The 14,701-nt window shown below is 70.3% G+C and carries 11 protein-coding genes; 9 read left to right on the forward strand and 2 right to left on the reverse strand.

Going from position 1 to position 14,701, the window contains the following annotated elements; all coding sequences use genetic code 11:
• Positions 1–3: 3 nt before the first annotated feature.
• Positions 4–3,219, reverse strand: a complete 3,216-nt coding sequence (locus tag ACZ6N8_RS01665; RefSeq protein WP_466006872.1) for an ATP-binding protein — start codon at positions 3,217–3,219, stop codon at positions 4–6.
• A 127-nt stretch (positions 3,220–3,346) separates the two neighbouring features.
• Here ACZ6N8_RS01665 and ACZ6N8_RS01670 point away from each other — a divergent pair, with 127 nt between their 5' ends.
• Both ACZ6N8_RS01670 and ACZ6N8_RS01675 read left to right on the forward strand, forming a co-directional pair.
• A complete protein-coding gene (locus tag ACZ6N8_RS01670; protein WP_466006873.1) occupies positions 3,347–3,799 on the forward strand; it encodes a helix-turn-helix domain-containing protein in 453 nt (150 codons plus the stop codon).
• A complete protein-coding gene (locus ACZ6N8_RS01675) occupies positions 3,792–4,160 on the forward strand; it encodes a DUF4180 domain-containing protein (RefSeq protein ID WP_466006874.1) in 369 nt (122 codons plus the stop codon). Before ACZ6N8_RS01670 ends, ACZ6N8_RS01675 begins: the two co-directional genes overlap by 8 nt.
• On the opposite strand, the gene ACZ6N8_RS01680 is transcribed toward ACZ6N8_RS01675, so the two are convergent.
• The gene (locus tag ACZ6N8_RS01680) at positions 4,065–4,751 is read right to left on the reverse strand and encodes an 8-oxoguanine DNA glycosylase OGG fold protein (protein ID WP_466006875.1); all 687 of its coding nucleotides are present in this window, start codon (positions 4,749–4,751) and stop codon (positions 4,065–4,067) included. The two genes, ACZ6N8_RS01675 and ACZ6N8_RS01680, sit on opposite strands and share 96 nt — an antisense overlap.
• 486 nt (positions 4,752–5,237) lie before the next feature.
• Between ACZ6N8_RS01680 and ACZ6N8_RS01685 the strand changes: the two genes are divergently transcribed.
• The 7 genes from ACZ6N8_RS01685 (at position 5,238) to ACZ6N8_RS01715 (ending at position 14,697) form a co-directional block, all read left to right on the forward strand.
• Positions 5,238–6,092, forward strand: a complete 855-nt coding sequence (locus ACZ6N8_RS01685) for a YwqG family protein (RefSeq protein ID WP_466006876.1) — start codon at positions 5,238–5,240, stop codon at positions 6,090–6,092.
• A gap of 159 nt (positions 6,093–6,251) precedes the next feature.
• Complete coding sequence (locus ACZ6N8_RS01690) at positions 6,252–7,133, forward strand: cellulose binding domain-containing protein (RefSeq protein ID WP_466006877.1); 882 nt, start codon at positions 6,252–6,254, stop codon at positions 7,131–7,133.
• A gap of 212 nt (positions 7,134–7,345) precedes the next feature.
• Positions 7,346–8,407: an SMP-30/gluconolactonase/LRE family protein gene (locus ACZ6N8_RS01695; protein ID WP_466006878.1), complete on the forward strand. Its 1,062-nt coding sequence runs from the start codon at positions 7,346–7,348 to the stop codon at positions 8,405–8,407.
• Between the two features lie 28 nt (positions 8,408–8,435).
• Positions 8,436–10,145 carry a PQQ-dependent sugar dehydrogenase gene (locus ACZ6N8_RS01700; protein WP_466006879.1) on the forward strand — a complete coding sequence of 570 codons (1,710 nt, stop codon included), beginning with the start codon at positions 8,436–8,438 and terminating at the stop codon, positions 10,143–10,145.
• Between the two features lie 114 nt (positions 10,146–10,259).
• Entirely contained in the window at positions 10,260–10,778 is a 519-nt protein-coding gene (locus ACZ6N8_RS01705; RefSeq protein ID WP_466006881.1) for a flavoprotein, read from the forward strand.
• Between the two features lie 111 nt (positions 10,779–10,889).
• Entirely contained in the window at positions 10,890–11,381 is a 492-nt protein-coding gene (locus ACZ6N8_RS01710) for a macro domain-containing protein (RefSeq protein WP_466006883.1), read from the forward strand.
• 232 nt (positions 11,382–11,613) lie between these two features.
• On the forward strand, positions 11,614–14,697 hold the full coding sequence (locus ACZ6N8_RS01715) for a DEAD/DEAH box helicase (protein WP_466006884.1): 3,084 nt from the start codon (positions 11,614–11,616) through the stop codon (positions 14,695–14,697).
• Positions 14,698–14,701: the final 4 nt, after the last annotated feature.

Here is a 14,701-nt window from a genome sequence, read left to right on the forward strand (position 1 = left end):
GGTTCAGAGCCGCCAGGGCAGCGGCTCGGTCGGCAGGTAACGGCACGTGCTGCCGGTCGAGACGGAGTCGCGAAGGTGGTCGGCGAGGGCGGGGTGCCGCTCGTCGAGCTTGCGCAGCGTGTCCCGGATCCGCGCGGTCACCGTCTTGCGGGCGCGCTCGCCCTCGTCGCCGAGGCGGCGGCTCCGGCCGGCCAGCCCCGCCGCGGCCCGCAGCTCGTCCAGCAGCGCCGCCCGCTCGGCGTCCAGCGCTGCCACCTTCCGGTCGTCGTCGCGGGCGGCGGCCCGGTCGATCTCCTCGTCGAGGCGTGCCAGGTGCCGCCGGTAGCGGGCCCTGGCCTCGTCGTCGAGGACCGGGTCGCCACCCATCCGGCGGGCGGCCACCAGCTCCGGGCCGGCCGCCGGGTCGAGCAGCTCCACCGCCGGCACGTCGCGGCCCGGGCGGCTGAGCAGCAGGTACAGGTCGTGCAGCCCTTTCGCGTCGGGCAGGTGCACCACGGTTCCGGCGTACGCGAGCTGCCAGACCGGGCCGTCGCGGCGGAACTCGTACCCGTCGGTGGCGGGCGGGACGGCCTGAACCGGCTTGCCGACCGTGGCCGGCGGTGCGGTCGGGAGCCTGTCGAGCACCTGCGTCATGCCCAGGGTTGTCGCCTCCCGGGCGGTGGCGTCGTGCAGCGCGGCGAGGGTCGCGGCGTCGTCGGGGTGGCCTCGACCGGCCAGGGCGTTCGCGAGGCCGGCGCTGGCGAGGAGCGCCCAGGGGCGCGAGCCCAGCCGGTCGGCGCTGTCCCGGGCGGCGGTGAAACCGGCGACGGCGTCGTCCCAGCGGCCCTGGGCGGCGTCGAGCACCGCGAGCCAGTGGTCGATGGGGCCGCTGATGTCGCAGCCGAAGAGGCCCACCGCCCACTGGCCACGGTGCGGGGCGAGCGCGGCCCGCGCGGCGTCACAGCGGTCCGGGTCGCCGGACGCGGCGGCGGCCTGCGCGCTCAGCCGCGCCCAGAGCGACGACACCGGACGCGGGTAGCGGATGCCGGACGCCTCGATGCCCGCGGTCAGCCGGACGGCTGTCTCGTCGTCGCCGCGTTCGGCCGCGCTGATCGCCAGCAGCAGTTCCCGGTAGGGGTAGTCGTCGGGGGCCAGCTTCTCCAGTAGGGCGTCGACCTCGGCGAACCGGCCCTGGAGCAGCAGTCGGGACCAGAACAGGTGGTGGCCCATGAAGGCGAATTCGGCGTGGCTCGGGTCGGCGATGTCGGTGAGGACGTCGAACTTTTCGTCCGCCTCGGCGAAGTCACCCCGGAAGGCCGCGATGATCCCGCTGTCGACGGTGGCCGCCATCCGGTGCCGGGCGAGGTCGCCCTGCTCGTTGGCGGCCACGAAGGCGCGGAACTCCTCGACGAATCGGGGGTCGCCCAGCTCCAGCAGCGCCACCCACCGCAGCGAGGTGGCCCACAGTTCGGTTTCCCGGTCGCCCGTTCGCCGGGCCACGGCTCGGATCTCGGTGGTCAACTCGGCGCGGGCGGCGGCGGTGCCCAGACCCCAGGTGGTGTCGTGGCGGGCCCAGAGGCTGAAGGTGAGCGCCTCGTCGTCCCGCCCGCGACGGGCGATCGTCTCGGTGGCGGTGATCAGGTCGGCGATCAGGGTGCCGACCGACGCGTCGGAGTCGGGCTCGCCGATGAGCCGCCGGTACGCCTCGCGTACCAGTTCCGTCGACTCCAGCGAGCGCACGGTCTCCACCTGGCGGGAGCGGTACGCGATGAGCGCGACCCGGGCCAGCAGCAGCGGGTCGTCGAGGGTGCGGGCCAGCGTCGCGGCCTCGGTCAGCAGTTGCGCGGCTTCGTCCCGCCCGGCGTGGTGATACTGCACCTCACCGAACTCGACGAGGATCCGTACCCGCTGCGTCCGGTCCTCGACGACCTCGAGCGCCCGGCGGAAGTGCACCGCCGCCTCGTCGGTCGCCAGCCGGGCGAAGGCGTGCCGCCCGGCGGCGACAAGCAGCCCGGCTGCCCGTGCCCGGTCGAGTGTGGAGCCGGCCAGGTAGGCGTGCCGGGCCAGGTCGGCCGGGATCAGACGGCCGGTGAGTTCGCGCAGGTCGTCGACCGCCCGGACGACCGCGGCGTGCCGGGCCTGCCGGTCGTCGTCGGCGAGCCCGTCGTACAGGGTCTCCCGCACCAGGTCGTGGGCGAACGCGAACCGGCCGCCACCGCGGGCGGTCACCAGCCGGGCGGTAACCGCACGATCGAGCAGCCGGTCGACCTGTGCCGCCGGGGCGCTGGCGCTGGCCGCGAGGACCTGCCTGTGGAACTCGCGGCCCAGCACGGCGGCGACGGTAAGCGTCTCGACGACCGCGGCGGGCAGTTGGGCCAGCCGGCGCCGCACCGCCTCGCGTACGCCGGGCGCGATGGTGCCGGTGGTCCCGTCGGCGTGCCACAGGCGGGCGGTCTGCTCGACGAAGAACGGGTTGCCGCCGGTGCGTCGGTGCACCTCGTCGACGAGGTCGGCGTCGGGCTGCCGCCCGGCGGTCCGGGTCATCAGCGCGGCCACGTCGTCGCGGGTCAGGCCGGTGAGGGTGATCATCGAGGATTTCGCGACAAGCGGCATCAGCAGGGGGCGCAGCGGGTGCTCGCCCGACTCGACCTCCGCGTCGCGGTAGGTGCCGATCAGCAACAGCCGCTCGAACCAGGTGTGTTGGGCGGCGAACCCGAGCAGCCGCAGCGACGCCGGGTCGGCCCAGTGCAGGTCGTCGAGCACGACCACTACCGGCCGGCGTTGGGAGACGGCGACCAGCGCGGCGGTCACCCTGTCGTACAGGGCGAACGCCTCCTGGTCGGCGACGTCGCGGCCGCCACCCTCGGCCGTCCAGGCGGCGGCGAGGCTGGGCACGTCACCGGTGCCGCTCTCACCGAGCAGGGCCGCGAGGGCGGGTTCGGCGTCCGGCCGGGCGACCGCCCAGTCGTCGGCGGAGCGGCGCAGGGCGCGTAGCACCTGTACCCACGGCCAGTAGCCGGGTGCGCTGTCGGAATCCCAGCAGGCGGCGCCGAGGATGAGCGCCCCGCGCTGGCGGGCCTCCCGGGCCGCCGACGTGACGAGTGTCGTCTTGCCGATGCCCGGTTCCCCGGTGACCAGGACGAGGCCGCCGTGGCTGGTGGCCGCCCGGTCCAGCTCGGCGCGCAACAGACCCGCGGGGTGATCCCGCCCGATGATGGCGTCGCCGAGCCGCGCGTCCATGGTTTCCAGACGCTACTGGACCCGTCCGACAGCGCGGATCGGTTATCGCGCCAGGCTTCCGACGCCATAGACGCAACAGGGACGCATCGTTACCTAAACTTCCCTATCTGAGGTACGGTAGGGAACGATGAATGATGACATGTATTCGGTCGAGCAGGTCGCCGACCAGCTCGGCCTGCACGTGCGGACGGTGCGCGGCTACATCCGCTCCGGCCGGTTGCGGGCCGTCCGGATCGGCAAGCAGTACCGGATCGCCGCCAGTGATCTCGACGCGCTCACCGGGCGGGCCCCGGCGGCGACCAGCGTCGTCGGGCAGGCGGAGGTGTCGAGCATCGTGCAGATCGACGGCGTCGACCGGGCCGCCGCCGACCGGCTCGGCACGCTCGTCCTCACCAGCGCCAACACCGGCCACGACCAGGCCAACCCGCTGCGGGTGCAGACCGCGCACGACGAGGAACGCCGCCGCATGAAGATCATCATCTTGGGTGATCCGGCTGCCACCGCCGAGCTGCTGCACCTGCTCGACGCCGTCCTCAACGCCGACAACGGCCTGATCGACCGGGAGGTCCACGATGCCTGACGAGATCCAGGAACGCGCGGGCGTGCAGGTGCTGGTCTGCGACCCGGCCGGCCCGACCGTCGCCACCGAACAGGACGCGCTGGACCTGATCGGCGCAGCTTTTCTCGGCGCCCAGATGGTCGCCGTACCTGCCAACCGGCTCGACGAACGCTTCTTCTCGCTGGGCACCCGCTTCGCCGGCGAGGTCATGCAGAAGTTCGTCAACTACCGGCTGCGACTCGCCGTCGTCGGCGACATCTCGGCGCAACTGTCGGAGAGTTCGGCGCTACGCGCCCTGGTGCACGAGTCGAACAAGGCCGGACACATCTGGTTCGTCAGCGACCTCGACGCGCTCGACGACCGCCTGCGGGCCGCGTCGTAGCGTCATCTCCACCGCGTCCGGTTCGACGCCCTCGGCGCGCGCCCGCTCGGACGCCCAACGCAGGTACGCCAGCCACTCCTCGACCGACCAACCGTTGCGGCGGCGGACGCCGGCCTCGGCGGGGAGGCGGCTGGCGACCACGCGGTCGAGGATCAGTGGCTGCACACCACCGGCCCCGCACCGATAGCCGACGAAGTAGAGGACCTTCGTGAACAGGCCCGGCCCCAACCACGGCAGCCGCGCCTGGTCGGGGTCGCGGAAACGGCGGTACGCCGTACGCAGCGCGTCCTCGTCGGAGGCTGACTCCTCGAGCGCGTACGCCAAACGGTTGCCGGCCGGGTCGGCACCGAGTGACCTGGCGGCGCGCCACGGGCCGTACCCGATGGGGCCGTAAGCCCAGACCAGCACGGCGGTCAGCAGTTGCCGCGCGCTCGCCGATCCGGCCCGGTACGCCTCGGCCACCGCGAAGACGTCCCGGCGCGCGATGACGCCGCTCGCCGGAAGCGTGTCAGGCCACGCGTCCGGTGGCAGCCCTGCCCGCCAGCGGTCGACGCGCACAGCGACCGGCGCCTCCTCCTCCGACAACACCACAGTCGCCCTCCTCGGTCGCGTGCCTGCGGTTCGGACGCTACGGACGGGCGCTCCCCCGCACCGTCCGCCGACGCCATATCGCGGTATCGAACCGCAGCGGTGCTCAGGACTAGCCGCCCGGCGACCGGGTACGCCCGAGGCATGGGTAGTCACAAGCCGAACAAGCACGACAGTGGAGGCGAGTCGGCGCGAGGCCGGCGACATCCGGGCAGCGGCGCCCGGGGGCGCCAGGGTTCGCCCGTGGAGCACTCGCCCGACCAACGGCACCGCCGTACCGCGACCGGCCCGGCCGGCACCGAAAGGGACCAGGGCCGCGCCAAGGTCTCGGGGGACGGGCGGATACAGCGCCAGGGCAGCTCCTGAACCGACCGCCCGTCAACGGCACATCTAGGCATCGATCGCGTGGGCGCCTGTCTTCTGGGCAACCAGCGACACCGCGCCCCCGTGGGGTCGGAGAACGTCGCACTGTTGACCTAGGGTGCTCCTGTGCTTCCCCGAAACGTGAAGATCATCGATCAGGTCCGCGCCGAGGCGCTGCGCCGCGGCATCCCCGCTGCCGACGTGGAGCGCTGGCTGCAGCTCGCCCGCCCGTCCGCCCTCCTGACACAGGGGGGTGACGGGCCGGTCGTGGGCGCCGTCCGTGGGCCCGTGATGCTTCCGGCCGACGCCGAGGACCCCAAGTACCCACTGATCGCCACCATCGACTGCGCTGCCCTTCCGGCAGACGTGACCGACCTTCCACTGCCGTCCGACGGCCAGCTGCTGCTGTTCGGCTGGCCCGAGGAGAGCGGCTGGGGCGAGGTCAGGTATGTGCCGGCAGGCGTGGCGGTCGAGGAGCGGGAGCAGTATCCGCCTGCCTTTCCTCCGGACGACGAGGAGTTCGCCGAGGTCTACGCGAAGATCCCGCACGGCGACCTGCACCTCACTGTCGACATATCTCTGCCATACGTCAAGACGGTCCCGGGGCCCCCGTGGTCTCCGCCGCTGCCGGGAAATCCCCCGTTCGAAGAGATGACCGAGGTGTGGAAGGAAGTTCTGGGCAACGTGCCGGACGGCCCGTTCTCCTATAGAGACGGGACGACGCCGCTGCTGTTGGGTGGCTACGGCACTGACTGCAACGGTTTCAACCCCGCCTGGTTGGGCGCCCACCCCTCGGGCCGGTCCGGTCACGACGGCTCGGGGCGCGATGGTGGGTCCCCGGACCACGGCGACTGGGTTCTGCTTGCCGAGTTTCACGGCGGTAGACAGGGCGGCGCGAGCATCCACTGGGTGATCAAGCGTGACGACCTGAAGGAGCGACGCTTCGACCAGGCAAGCGTCCTCGTCTACTGGAATCCGTGAGACCGGCAGAGCACGAGGCAGCGGTCTGGGGCTTTCCGGGAGGTCTTGCCCGACGAGTGATACCGGTGAGGCATTCTTGTGCCTCACCGGCATCTCACCTCAGCCCACATATTGACATACGCCTATCCTGCTCGAGGAAGTCGCCCTAACGTTCGCAGTATGTCCGCTCGCCGCGTCACCGCCGCTGTCGCCGTCGCCGCGCTGGCGAGCCTGCTCGCGATCACCGCCGCCCGCGCCGACGGCCCGGCCATCAGCACCCCTGGCAGCCCGGTGGTGGTGGCCAACGAGCCACACCGGCTCACCCTCGCCTGGACGCCCTCCACCTGGATCGGCGATCCGGCCGCCGAGCAGCCGATCAACTACGAGGTACAGGTCCCGCTCGGCCCGAACACGTACCGCTGGCTCGGTACCACGACCGACACCACGATCACGCTGACCGACCTGGGGCCCGGCACGACGTACCGGATCGCTATTGCCGCCCGCGCGCTCGGCGGCTATTCCGACACCTCGCCCGCCACCACCGTGCGGACCGCCGACGGCCGCGCGACGGTCAGTTACCTCAACCTCGACTGGTCCCCGACGAACAACCAGATCCAGCACGTCCTGCGGGTCACCAACACCGGCACCGGGCCGCTCGACCTGACGACGGTACGGGTGCGCTACCACCTGCGGTTCGAGGGCGGCAACACGTCGCTGGTGCCGAACTGCGACTGGGCCGCAGTGGGCTGCGACAAGATCCGCCAGACCGTGCAGTTCTTCATCCCGCCGGGCGCGCCATCGGCGTTGTCGACGCCAGCGCCGCCCTATCCGCCGCCGGGCACGCCCGTCCCCGGCTGGGTCGAGCTGACCTTCACCGACGGGGTGCTCGCACCCGGCGCGTCGACCGGGCCGATCCAGCTCCGCCACCATCGGCACAGCTGGAGTGACATCGACGAACGCGACGACCCGAGCTGGCTCGCCGCCACCGGCCGGTGGACCGGGAACGACAAGATCACGCTGGATGTCGACGGGGTACGCGAGTTCGGCGACACGTACGCCTGACGCGCCCACCGGGCACCCTCGAAACACATTCCACCGCGCTTATTTGCATTGACCAGCGTCTTTGCGAAATGTTCCGGAAAACAATGCGTGTCGACGGTGCGTCACCTAGGCTCCCGAGCGACCACACCGACGGCTGCCCCCACGCCGTGCCGGCCCCGCGACCACGCGCCTCCGCCGGCCCACGCAACCGCCGACGCCGATTGGAGCATTCGATGACCTGGCGTCCCACCACCACCACCACCGCCGCCCTGGCCGGACTGTGCCTCGCGCTCAGCACCGCACCCCTGCCCGCCGCCGCCGACGCACCGCCGCGCGTTGCGGATGTTAGCGCTCACGCTGCGGCCGCCAACCCGCCCGGCACACCGCCCGGGGCCTGCCCGACGGGGACCGGCTACGGCCCACCGCTGCCGGCCAGTTCCGTGACGGCCACGAAGATCCAGGGTGGATTCTCGTTCCTCGAAGGGCCGGTCTGGATTGCCGACGGCGGCTATCTGCTCTTCTCCGACATGGCCGCCGGCACCGGGCCGTACAACGTCCAGCCGTCCACGATCCGCCGCTTCACCCCACCGGCGACCTTCGACACCTTCATCGCCAACGCCGGCAGCAACGGCCTGGCGCTCAGCGCCGACGCCCAGCAGATCGTCGCGGCCACCCACGACCAGCGCAACGTGTCGTCGTACCGGCTCAGCGACCGGGCCCGCGACACCGTCGCGGCGAACTACCAGGGCCGGGCGTTCAACTCACCAAACGACGTCGCGGTCCGCTCGGACGGGGTCGTCTACTTCACCGACCCCAACTTCCAGCGCGGCAACCGCCCGGACCAGATGAGCGGACGTACCAGCGTCTTCCGCGTCGCCGGCGGCCAGGTGTCGCTCGTGGACGACCGGTTGCGCCAGCCCAACGGCATCTCGCTGTCGCCGGACGGAACCACCCTGTACGTGGCCGCCTACTCCGAGAACAAGATCTACAAGTACGCCGTCCAGCCGGACGGCAGCACCGGAGCCCGCAGCGTCTTCGTGAACTACATCGGCGGCCCGGACGGCGGCACGATCGACTGCGCCGGCAACGTGTACTGGGCGTCGGGCTCGGATTCCCTGATCCACGTCTACTCCCCCACTGGCGCCCAGCTCGGCACGATCCGGTCCGGCACCACGGGTACGACGAACGTGGCGTTCGGCGGCCCCGACCGGCAGACGCTCTTCGTCACCTCGGGCCCGAGGAACGACTCAGGCCTGTACAGCGTGCGGCTCAACATCCCCGGCTACCCGTACTGATCAGGACTTTCGGAAAGGGACATCTCCCGTGCGGACCAGATCTCGCCAGTTCAGACATCTGGCGTCACTCACCCTGCTGGCGTGCGCCGGCACCCTCCTGGCCGGCGCCCCCGCCAACGCCGCCGGGCCCGCCACCGCAGGCCCGGGGCTCGCCCGGCTCGCCGCGGACACCACGCCACCCACCCCACCTACCAACCTGCGCAGCACCCGGACGACATGCCAGTCCGTCACGCTGGCCTGGTACGCGTCCCGGGACAACGTGGGCGTCGCGTTCTACGACATCTACCACGACGGTCAGCTGGTCACCTCGGTCAGCGGCAGCACCCTTACCGCCACCCTCACTGCCGCGCAGGGCAGCACCTGGGGCTGGTACGTCAACGCCCGCGACGCCGCCGGCAACGTGTCCCAGGCCAGCGCCACCCTGACCATCACGCCGCCGTTCTGCCAGCGCGACACCCAGCGGCCCACCACTCCCACCAATCTCGCCGCCACCGTGAACGGCACGGACGTGACCCTCACCTGGTCGGCCGCGAGCGACAACGTCGCGGTCACCGGCTACACCATCCTGCGCGACGGTACGGCTGTCGGCTCCATCGCCGGCACGGCCACGAAGCCACCAGCCACCTCGTTCACCGACACCGGGCTGGCCGTCAACACGAGCTTCCGGTACACGGTCGTCGCCCGTGACGCCCAGAACAACAGCTCGGCGGCGAGCACCGCGGTGACCGTACGGACCGGAGCTGCCTGCACGAGCGCCGTCTGCGGCACCACAGTGGTCACCACCGAACGAGACCTGCCCTGGGGGCTGGTGCAACTGCCGGACGGCAGCGTGCTGTACGGGCGGCGCGACCTGTTCGACATCGTCGCCATGAATCCCGACGGCACCGGCAAGCGCAGCATCGGCACCGTGCCGAACGTCGCCGGCACCAACGGTGAAGGTGGCGTACTCGGGCTGGCCGTGTCGCCCGACTTCGCCGCCGACAGGTGGCTGTACATCTACCACACCACCACCACCGACAACCGGATCGTCCGCATCCGCTACGACACCACGCTGCGAACCGAGACCGCGCAGGTGCTCGTCACAGGCATCCCGCGCAACAAGTACCACAACGGCGGCCGGCTGCGCTTCGGCCCCGACGGCAAGCTCTACGCCGCCACCGGCGACGGTCAGAGCCCGGACCGGGCACAGGACGTCAACGACCTGGGCGGCAAGGTGCTGCGCCTCAACCCGGACGGCACAGTGCCGACGGACAACCCCTTCGGCAACCACGTGTGGAGCTACGGCCACCGCAACCCGCAGGGGCTGGCGTTCGACTCCCAGGGCCGGCTCTTCGAGCAGGAGTTCGGCAACAACGTCCAGGACGAGACGAACATCATCGTCCGGGGCGGCAACTACGGCTGGCCCGCCTGCGAGGGCACCGTCGGCGACTGCGCGAACCCGACCTTCACCGCCCCGATCCACACGTACCCGGTCGCCGAGGCCTCGTGCAGTGGCATCGCGATCGTGCGGGACGTGCTCTACACGGCCTGCCTGCGCGGCAACCGGATGTACCGCGCGGTGATCAGCGGCAGCACGCTCACGGACGTCCAGCAGTACTTCGTCGGCACGTACCTCCGGCTGCGCACCGTCGAGCCGACCCTCGACGGCAATCTGTGGCTCACCACCAGCACCGGCGGAGACAAGGACAGCACCCCGAACAACAGCAATGAGAAGATCCTCAAGGTGACTCTCGGCTAGTCCTGCGGCACAGCCCTCGGGCAGACGGATGCGCGCGGACGGGATCCCGTCTGCGCGCATCCGTCGCTAGGCAGGGCGCGACTGCGAGATCGCCGAGTCGGGCAGACTGCGGGCATGACGAAGCGTCCGGTGCTCTATCTGGTCGTCTGCGCGGCAGGTCCGGCGGAACACATTCACGAGCTGGTCGACCTGCTGATCGCCGACGGGTGGCGGGTATGCATGATCGTCAGCCCGACCGCCGCAACCTGGTTCGACCGGGCCGCGTTGCAAGACAGGACCGGCTATCTCGTACGCGTCGAGTGGCGGATGCCTGGCGACCCCGAACCGCACCCGCCCGCAGATGTGGTGGTGGCCGCGCCTGTCACGTTCAACACGATGGCGAAGTGGGCGCTGGGCATCAACGACACCCTGGCGCTCGGCGTACTCAACGAGTCGTTGGGCGCGGGTCTGCCGATCCTCGCGTTCCCGCACGTCAAGGCGGAGCTGGCGGCTCACCCCGCATATGAGGGTCACGTGGCGGTACTGCGCGCCGCTGGCGTGGTGGTGGCGGACGGGAAGCCGCTGAACTCGATGAACGGGCCGGGGCGTTGGGGTGTGGTCATCGAGGCGCTGCGCTCGGTCCGACGGAACTGAGCCTGCTCAGCGTCGACAACCAGAAGCGGTCCGCGACGCTGGCATGATCGAGCCGTACGTTGCCGTCAGGCCGAGCTGGTACTACGGGTATACACGGGGGGAGGTACGCGAATGATCATCATCAGCCAGGGCAACCTGCTGACCGTCGAAGCGGACGCGCTTGTCAACACAGTCAACACAGTCGGAGTCATGGGCAAGGGCATCGCTCGTCAGTTCAAGCGCGCCTACCCGGCGGACTACGCTGCCTACCGCGCTGCGTGCCGCGAAAACCGTGTCGAACTGGGGCGAATGTTTATTTTCGACTCTGCGCGTCTCGGGCCACGCAGGTACGTGATCAACTTTCCTACTAGACCCTCTCGAGGGGCACTACCTAACCGGCTTCGGCGACCGTTCGGCACGAGTCGAGGAGTTGCAACCCATCAGGCTGACGCCGGGCACAGCCGAAGCCGTCGCGAACTGGTCTCAAGCGCATGGCGAGGCAGCGACCGAGACCTTGGAACACCTTGCCAGGCTGACCGATGGGTTCGAGGCACCATACAGCCTGGAGCTGCTAGCCACAGTGCATTACGCGGCCGCCTCGCATCCGCCCACCGACGACCTTAGTGAGCTGATCGAGCGGGTGCGTTCGTGGAGTGGCCGCAAAGCTCGACTCTTCACGGCCGCGCATATCGAGTTGGCCTACGAGCGTCTGCACTCGGTCACACTTCTACCCGCACTCCCCGTTGCGTGAGTCGCCATTCGGGTGAGGTGACCTTGACAGTTGCGCGGCAACTTCCGCCCATGTGACCGGACGCCACGCCCCACGGGAAGGCGGGTCGTGTAGTTAGGTTGCGGAATGACGGATCTTGCGCGCGGCGTCTACGAGCACCTGATCACCGGTGAGCTGGCCACCCGCCTCCGACACGTCGACCCCGCCCTGATCCAACACCACAAGCTCGACCCCGCTGACGCGCACAAGGCCCTCGCCCGCCATATCGCCGCCCTCACGGCCCGCGCCCTCGGGTCGGTCCCGAACGGCGACGACAGGCTGCACCAGCAGGTCGAGATGGCGAATCAGATCGCCGATGCCATCGCGGCCCTAAGCCCGAAGGCGGCGACGGAGCAGGATCAGGTGACTGATGCCAGGCACCTGCTGCACGCCATCGCCGCCCCGCCGACCCCACCCGCGTTGCCAACCTTCCCCGACCGCCCCACCACTCCGCTCTCCACCGGCGCCCTGCTGGTCAACGGCCGCCACCAGCCCCGCATCGGCCACGAGGTCAACCACGAGATGGCGTCGGCCGAGAGCGTCGACCTGCTCTGCGCGTTCATCAAGTGGTACGGCCTACGCATCGTCGAGCCGGCCATCCGCGAGCTGATCGCCCGCGGCGGCACGGTTCGCGTCATCACCACCACCTACCTCGGCGCCACCGACCAAAGAGCCCTCGACCGACTCGCCGAGCTGGGCGCCGAGATCAAGGTGTCGTACGAGACGAGGACCACCCGCCTGCACGCCAAGGCGTGGCTGTTCCGCCGGTCCAACGGCACCACCACCGCGTACGTCGGCTCGTCGAATCTGTCGAGGACCGCGCTGGTCGACGGCGTGGAGTGGAACGTACGCATCTCGAACATGGAGCAGCCGCACGTCATCGACACGTTCACTGCGACGTTCGAGGACTACTGGAACGATCCGGCGTTCGAGACGTACGACACGGCGAGAGACGCCGAGCGGCTACGGCAAGCACTCAGCGGAGAGCGCCGCGATCAGTTGCCCACCGAGATTTCGAACCTGGACGTGCGCCCGTACCCGTATCAGGCGGAGATCCTTGCCGACCTGGACGCCGAACGGCTGGTGCACGGGCGTTGGCGGAACCTGGTGGTGATGGCGACCGGCACCGGCAAGACGGTAGTGGCGGCCCTCGACTATCGCCGGCTGCACAAGGCGGGACGAGCAGACTCGCTGCTCTTCGTGGCCCACCAGGAGCAGATCCTGCGGCAGAGCCTGTCGACGTTCCGGCAGGTGATGGGCGACGGCAGCTTCGGGGAAACACTGGTCGCGGGCGAAAAGCCGAACGGCTGGAAGCACGTCTTCGCCTCCATCCAGTCGCTGCACAGGCGGGAGGTCGACCCCGAGGCGTACGACATGGTGATCGTGGACGAGTTCCACCACGCCGAGGCGCCCACGTACGCCCGGCTGTTGGAGCAGCTGCGTCCACGCGTACTCCTGGGGCTGACGGCGACCCCCGACCGGGCCGACGGCGGCGACGTGCGCCGGTGGTTCGACGGCCGGGCGGCCGTTGAGCTGCACCTGTGGGAGGCGCTGGAGCGGCAGTTGTTGGCTCCGTTCCAGTATTTCGGGCTGCACGACGACGTGGACCTGTCGCAGGTGACCTGGAAGCGCGCGCAGGGCTACGACCTGGCAGAGCTCAACGGTCTCTACACCGGCAACCATGCGCGAGCGCGGTCGGTGCTGCGGGCGGTAAGCGACAAGGTGGACGTCGGGCGGATGCGGGCGCTCGGATTCTGCGTGAGCATTGGGCACGCGGAGTTCATGGCCGCCTGGTTCAGGGAGCACGGTGTCGAGGCAGCGGCGGTGACCTCGAAGGCCGGCACCGACCGGGCAGGGCTGTTGCGGGAGTTCAAGGCGGGCAACCTGCGGGTGCTCTTCACAGTGGACCTGTTCAACGAGGGCGTCGACCTGCCAATGGTCGACACGATCCTGATGCTGCGGCCCACCGAGAGCGCCACGATCTTCCTGCAACAGCTAGGCCGTGGCCTGCGCCTGGACGACGACAAGCCCTGCCTGACCGTGCTCGACTTCATCGGCGGGCAGCACGCCAACTTCCGCTTCGACCTGCGGTGGCGTGCGCTAACTGGGGTGAGCCGGAGGGCTATACGGGAGGCGGTCTGCGACAACTTCCCGAACCTGCCGAGCGGCTGCCACATCGAGCTGGATCGGGTGGCAAAGGATCGGGTACTCGACAACCTGAAGAACGCATTGCCCACCTCGAAGACCGGCCTGGTGTCTGAACTGCGGCTGCTCGGCGACGTCAGCCTGGCGACGTTCCTCCGCGAGACCGGCCTGGAGATCGAGGACGTGTATCGGTCGGCCAGCAGCGGCGGCTGGGCCGGGCTGCGGCGGCTCGCCGGAATCGAGACGTCCGCGCCCGGCCCGGACGACCGGGAGCTGGGCCGGGCCATCGGTCGCATGCTGCACACCGACGACATCGACCGGCTGGAGCTGCTGACCCGGGTCGCGGCGGGGCCGCCCGCGCCAGGTCAGCAGGTGTACGCGGGAAACGGCCGACTGCTGGACATGCTGCACTTCAGCCTCTGGGGGTCGAACGCACCCCTAGCCACGCGCGACGAGCGATTGGCCCGACTCTGGAAGGACCCGGTCCGCTGCACCGAGTTGCGCCAGGTCGCCGAGGTGCTGCGGGACCGCATCCACCGGGTCACGCCGACCGTGGCAGCGGGTGGGGTGCCCTTGCGGGTGCACGCCAGGTACAGCCGCAACGAGGCGTGCGCCGCCTTCGGGATGGTCAACCCGGGCTCGCTGCGCGAGGGGGTGAAGTGGCTACCCGACGCCGGGGCGGACCTGTTCTTCGTCACCCTCGTCAAGTCCGAGGCGCACTACTCCCCCACCACCATGTACGCCGACCGGGCCATCACCGACACGCTCTTCCAGTGGGAGTCGCAGAGCACCACCTCGGCGGCGTCGGCAACCGGGCAGCGCTACACATCGGGCGGCTCGACCGTGCACCTCTTCGTCCGGGAAACCCGCATCGCCGACCGCGACCTGGGCGCTCCGCCGTACCTCTACGCCGGCACCATGACGTACGAGTCGCACACCGGCGACCGGCCGATGCGCCTCCTCTGGCGACTCCACCACGCCCTACCCGCCGACGTGTACGCCACCGCCCGGGCCATCGCCGCCTAGTCAG

The organism is Micromonospora sp. NPDC047521 (genome assembly GCF_055587305.1).

Coding starts and splice junctions, on each gene's coding strand:
- ACZ6N8_RS01665 (WP_466006872.1), bottom strand. CDS start 3,219: ATGGACGCGCGGCTCGGCGACGCCATCATCGGGCGGGATCACCCCGCG.
- ACZ6N8_RS01670 (WP_466006873.1), top strand. CDS start 3,347: ATGAATGATGACATGTATTCGGTCGAGCAGGTCGCCGACCAGCTCGGC.
- ACZ6N8_RS01675 (WP_466006874.1), top strand. CDS start 3,792: ATGCCTGACGAGATCCAGGAACGCGCGGGCGTGCAGGTGCTGGTCTGC.
- ACZ6N8_RS01690 (WP_466006877.1), top strand. CDS start 6,252: ATGTCCGCTCGCCGCGTCACCGCCGCTGTCGCCGTCGCCGCGCTGGCG.
- ACZ6N8_RS01695 (WP_466006878.1), top strand. CDS start 7,346: ATGACCTGGCGTCCCACCACCACCACCACCGCCGCCCTGGCCGGACTG.
- ACZ6N8_RS01705 (WP_466006881.1), top strand. CDS start 10,260: ATGACGAAGCGTCCGGTGCTCTATCTGGTCGTCTGCGCGGCAGGTCCG.
- ACZ6N8_RS01710 (WP_466006883.1), top strand. CDS start 10,890: ATGATCATCATCAGCCAGGGCAACCTGCTGACCGTCGAAGCGGACGCG.
- ACZ6N8_RS01715 (WP_466006884.1), top strand. CDS start 11,614: ATGACGGATCTTGCGCGCGGCGTCTACGAGCACCTGATCACCGGTGAG.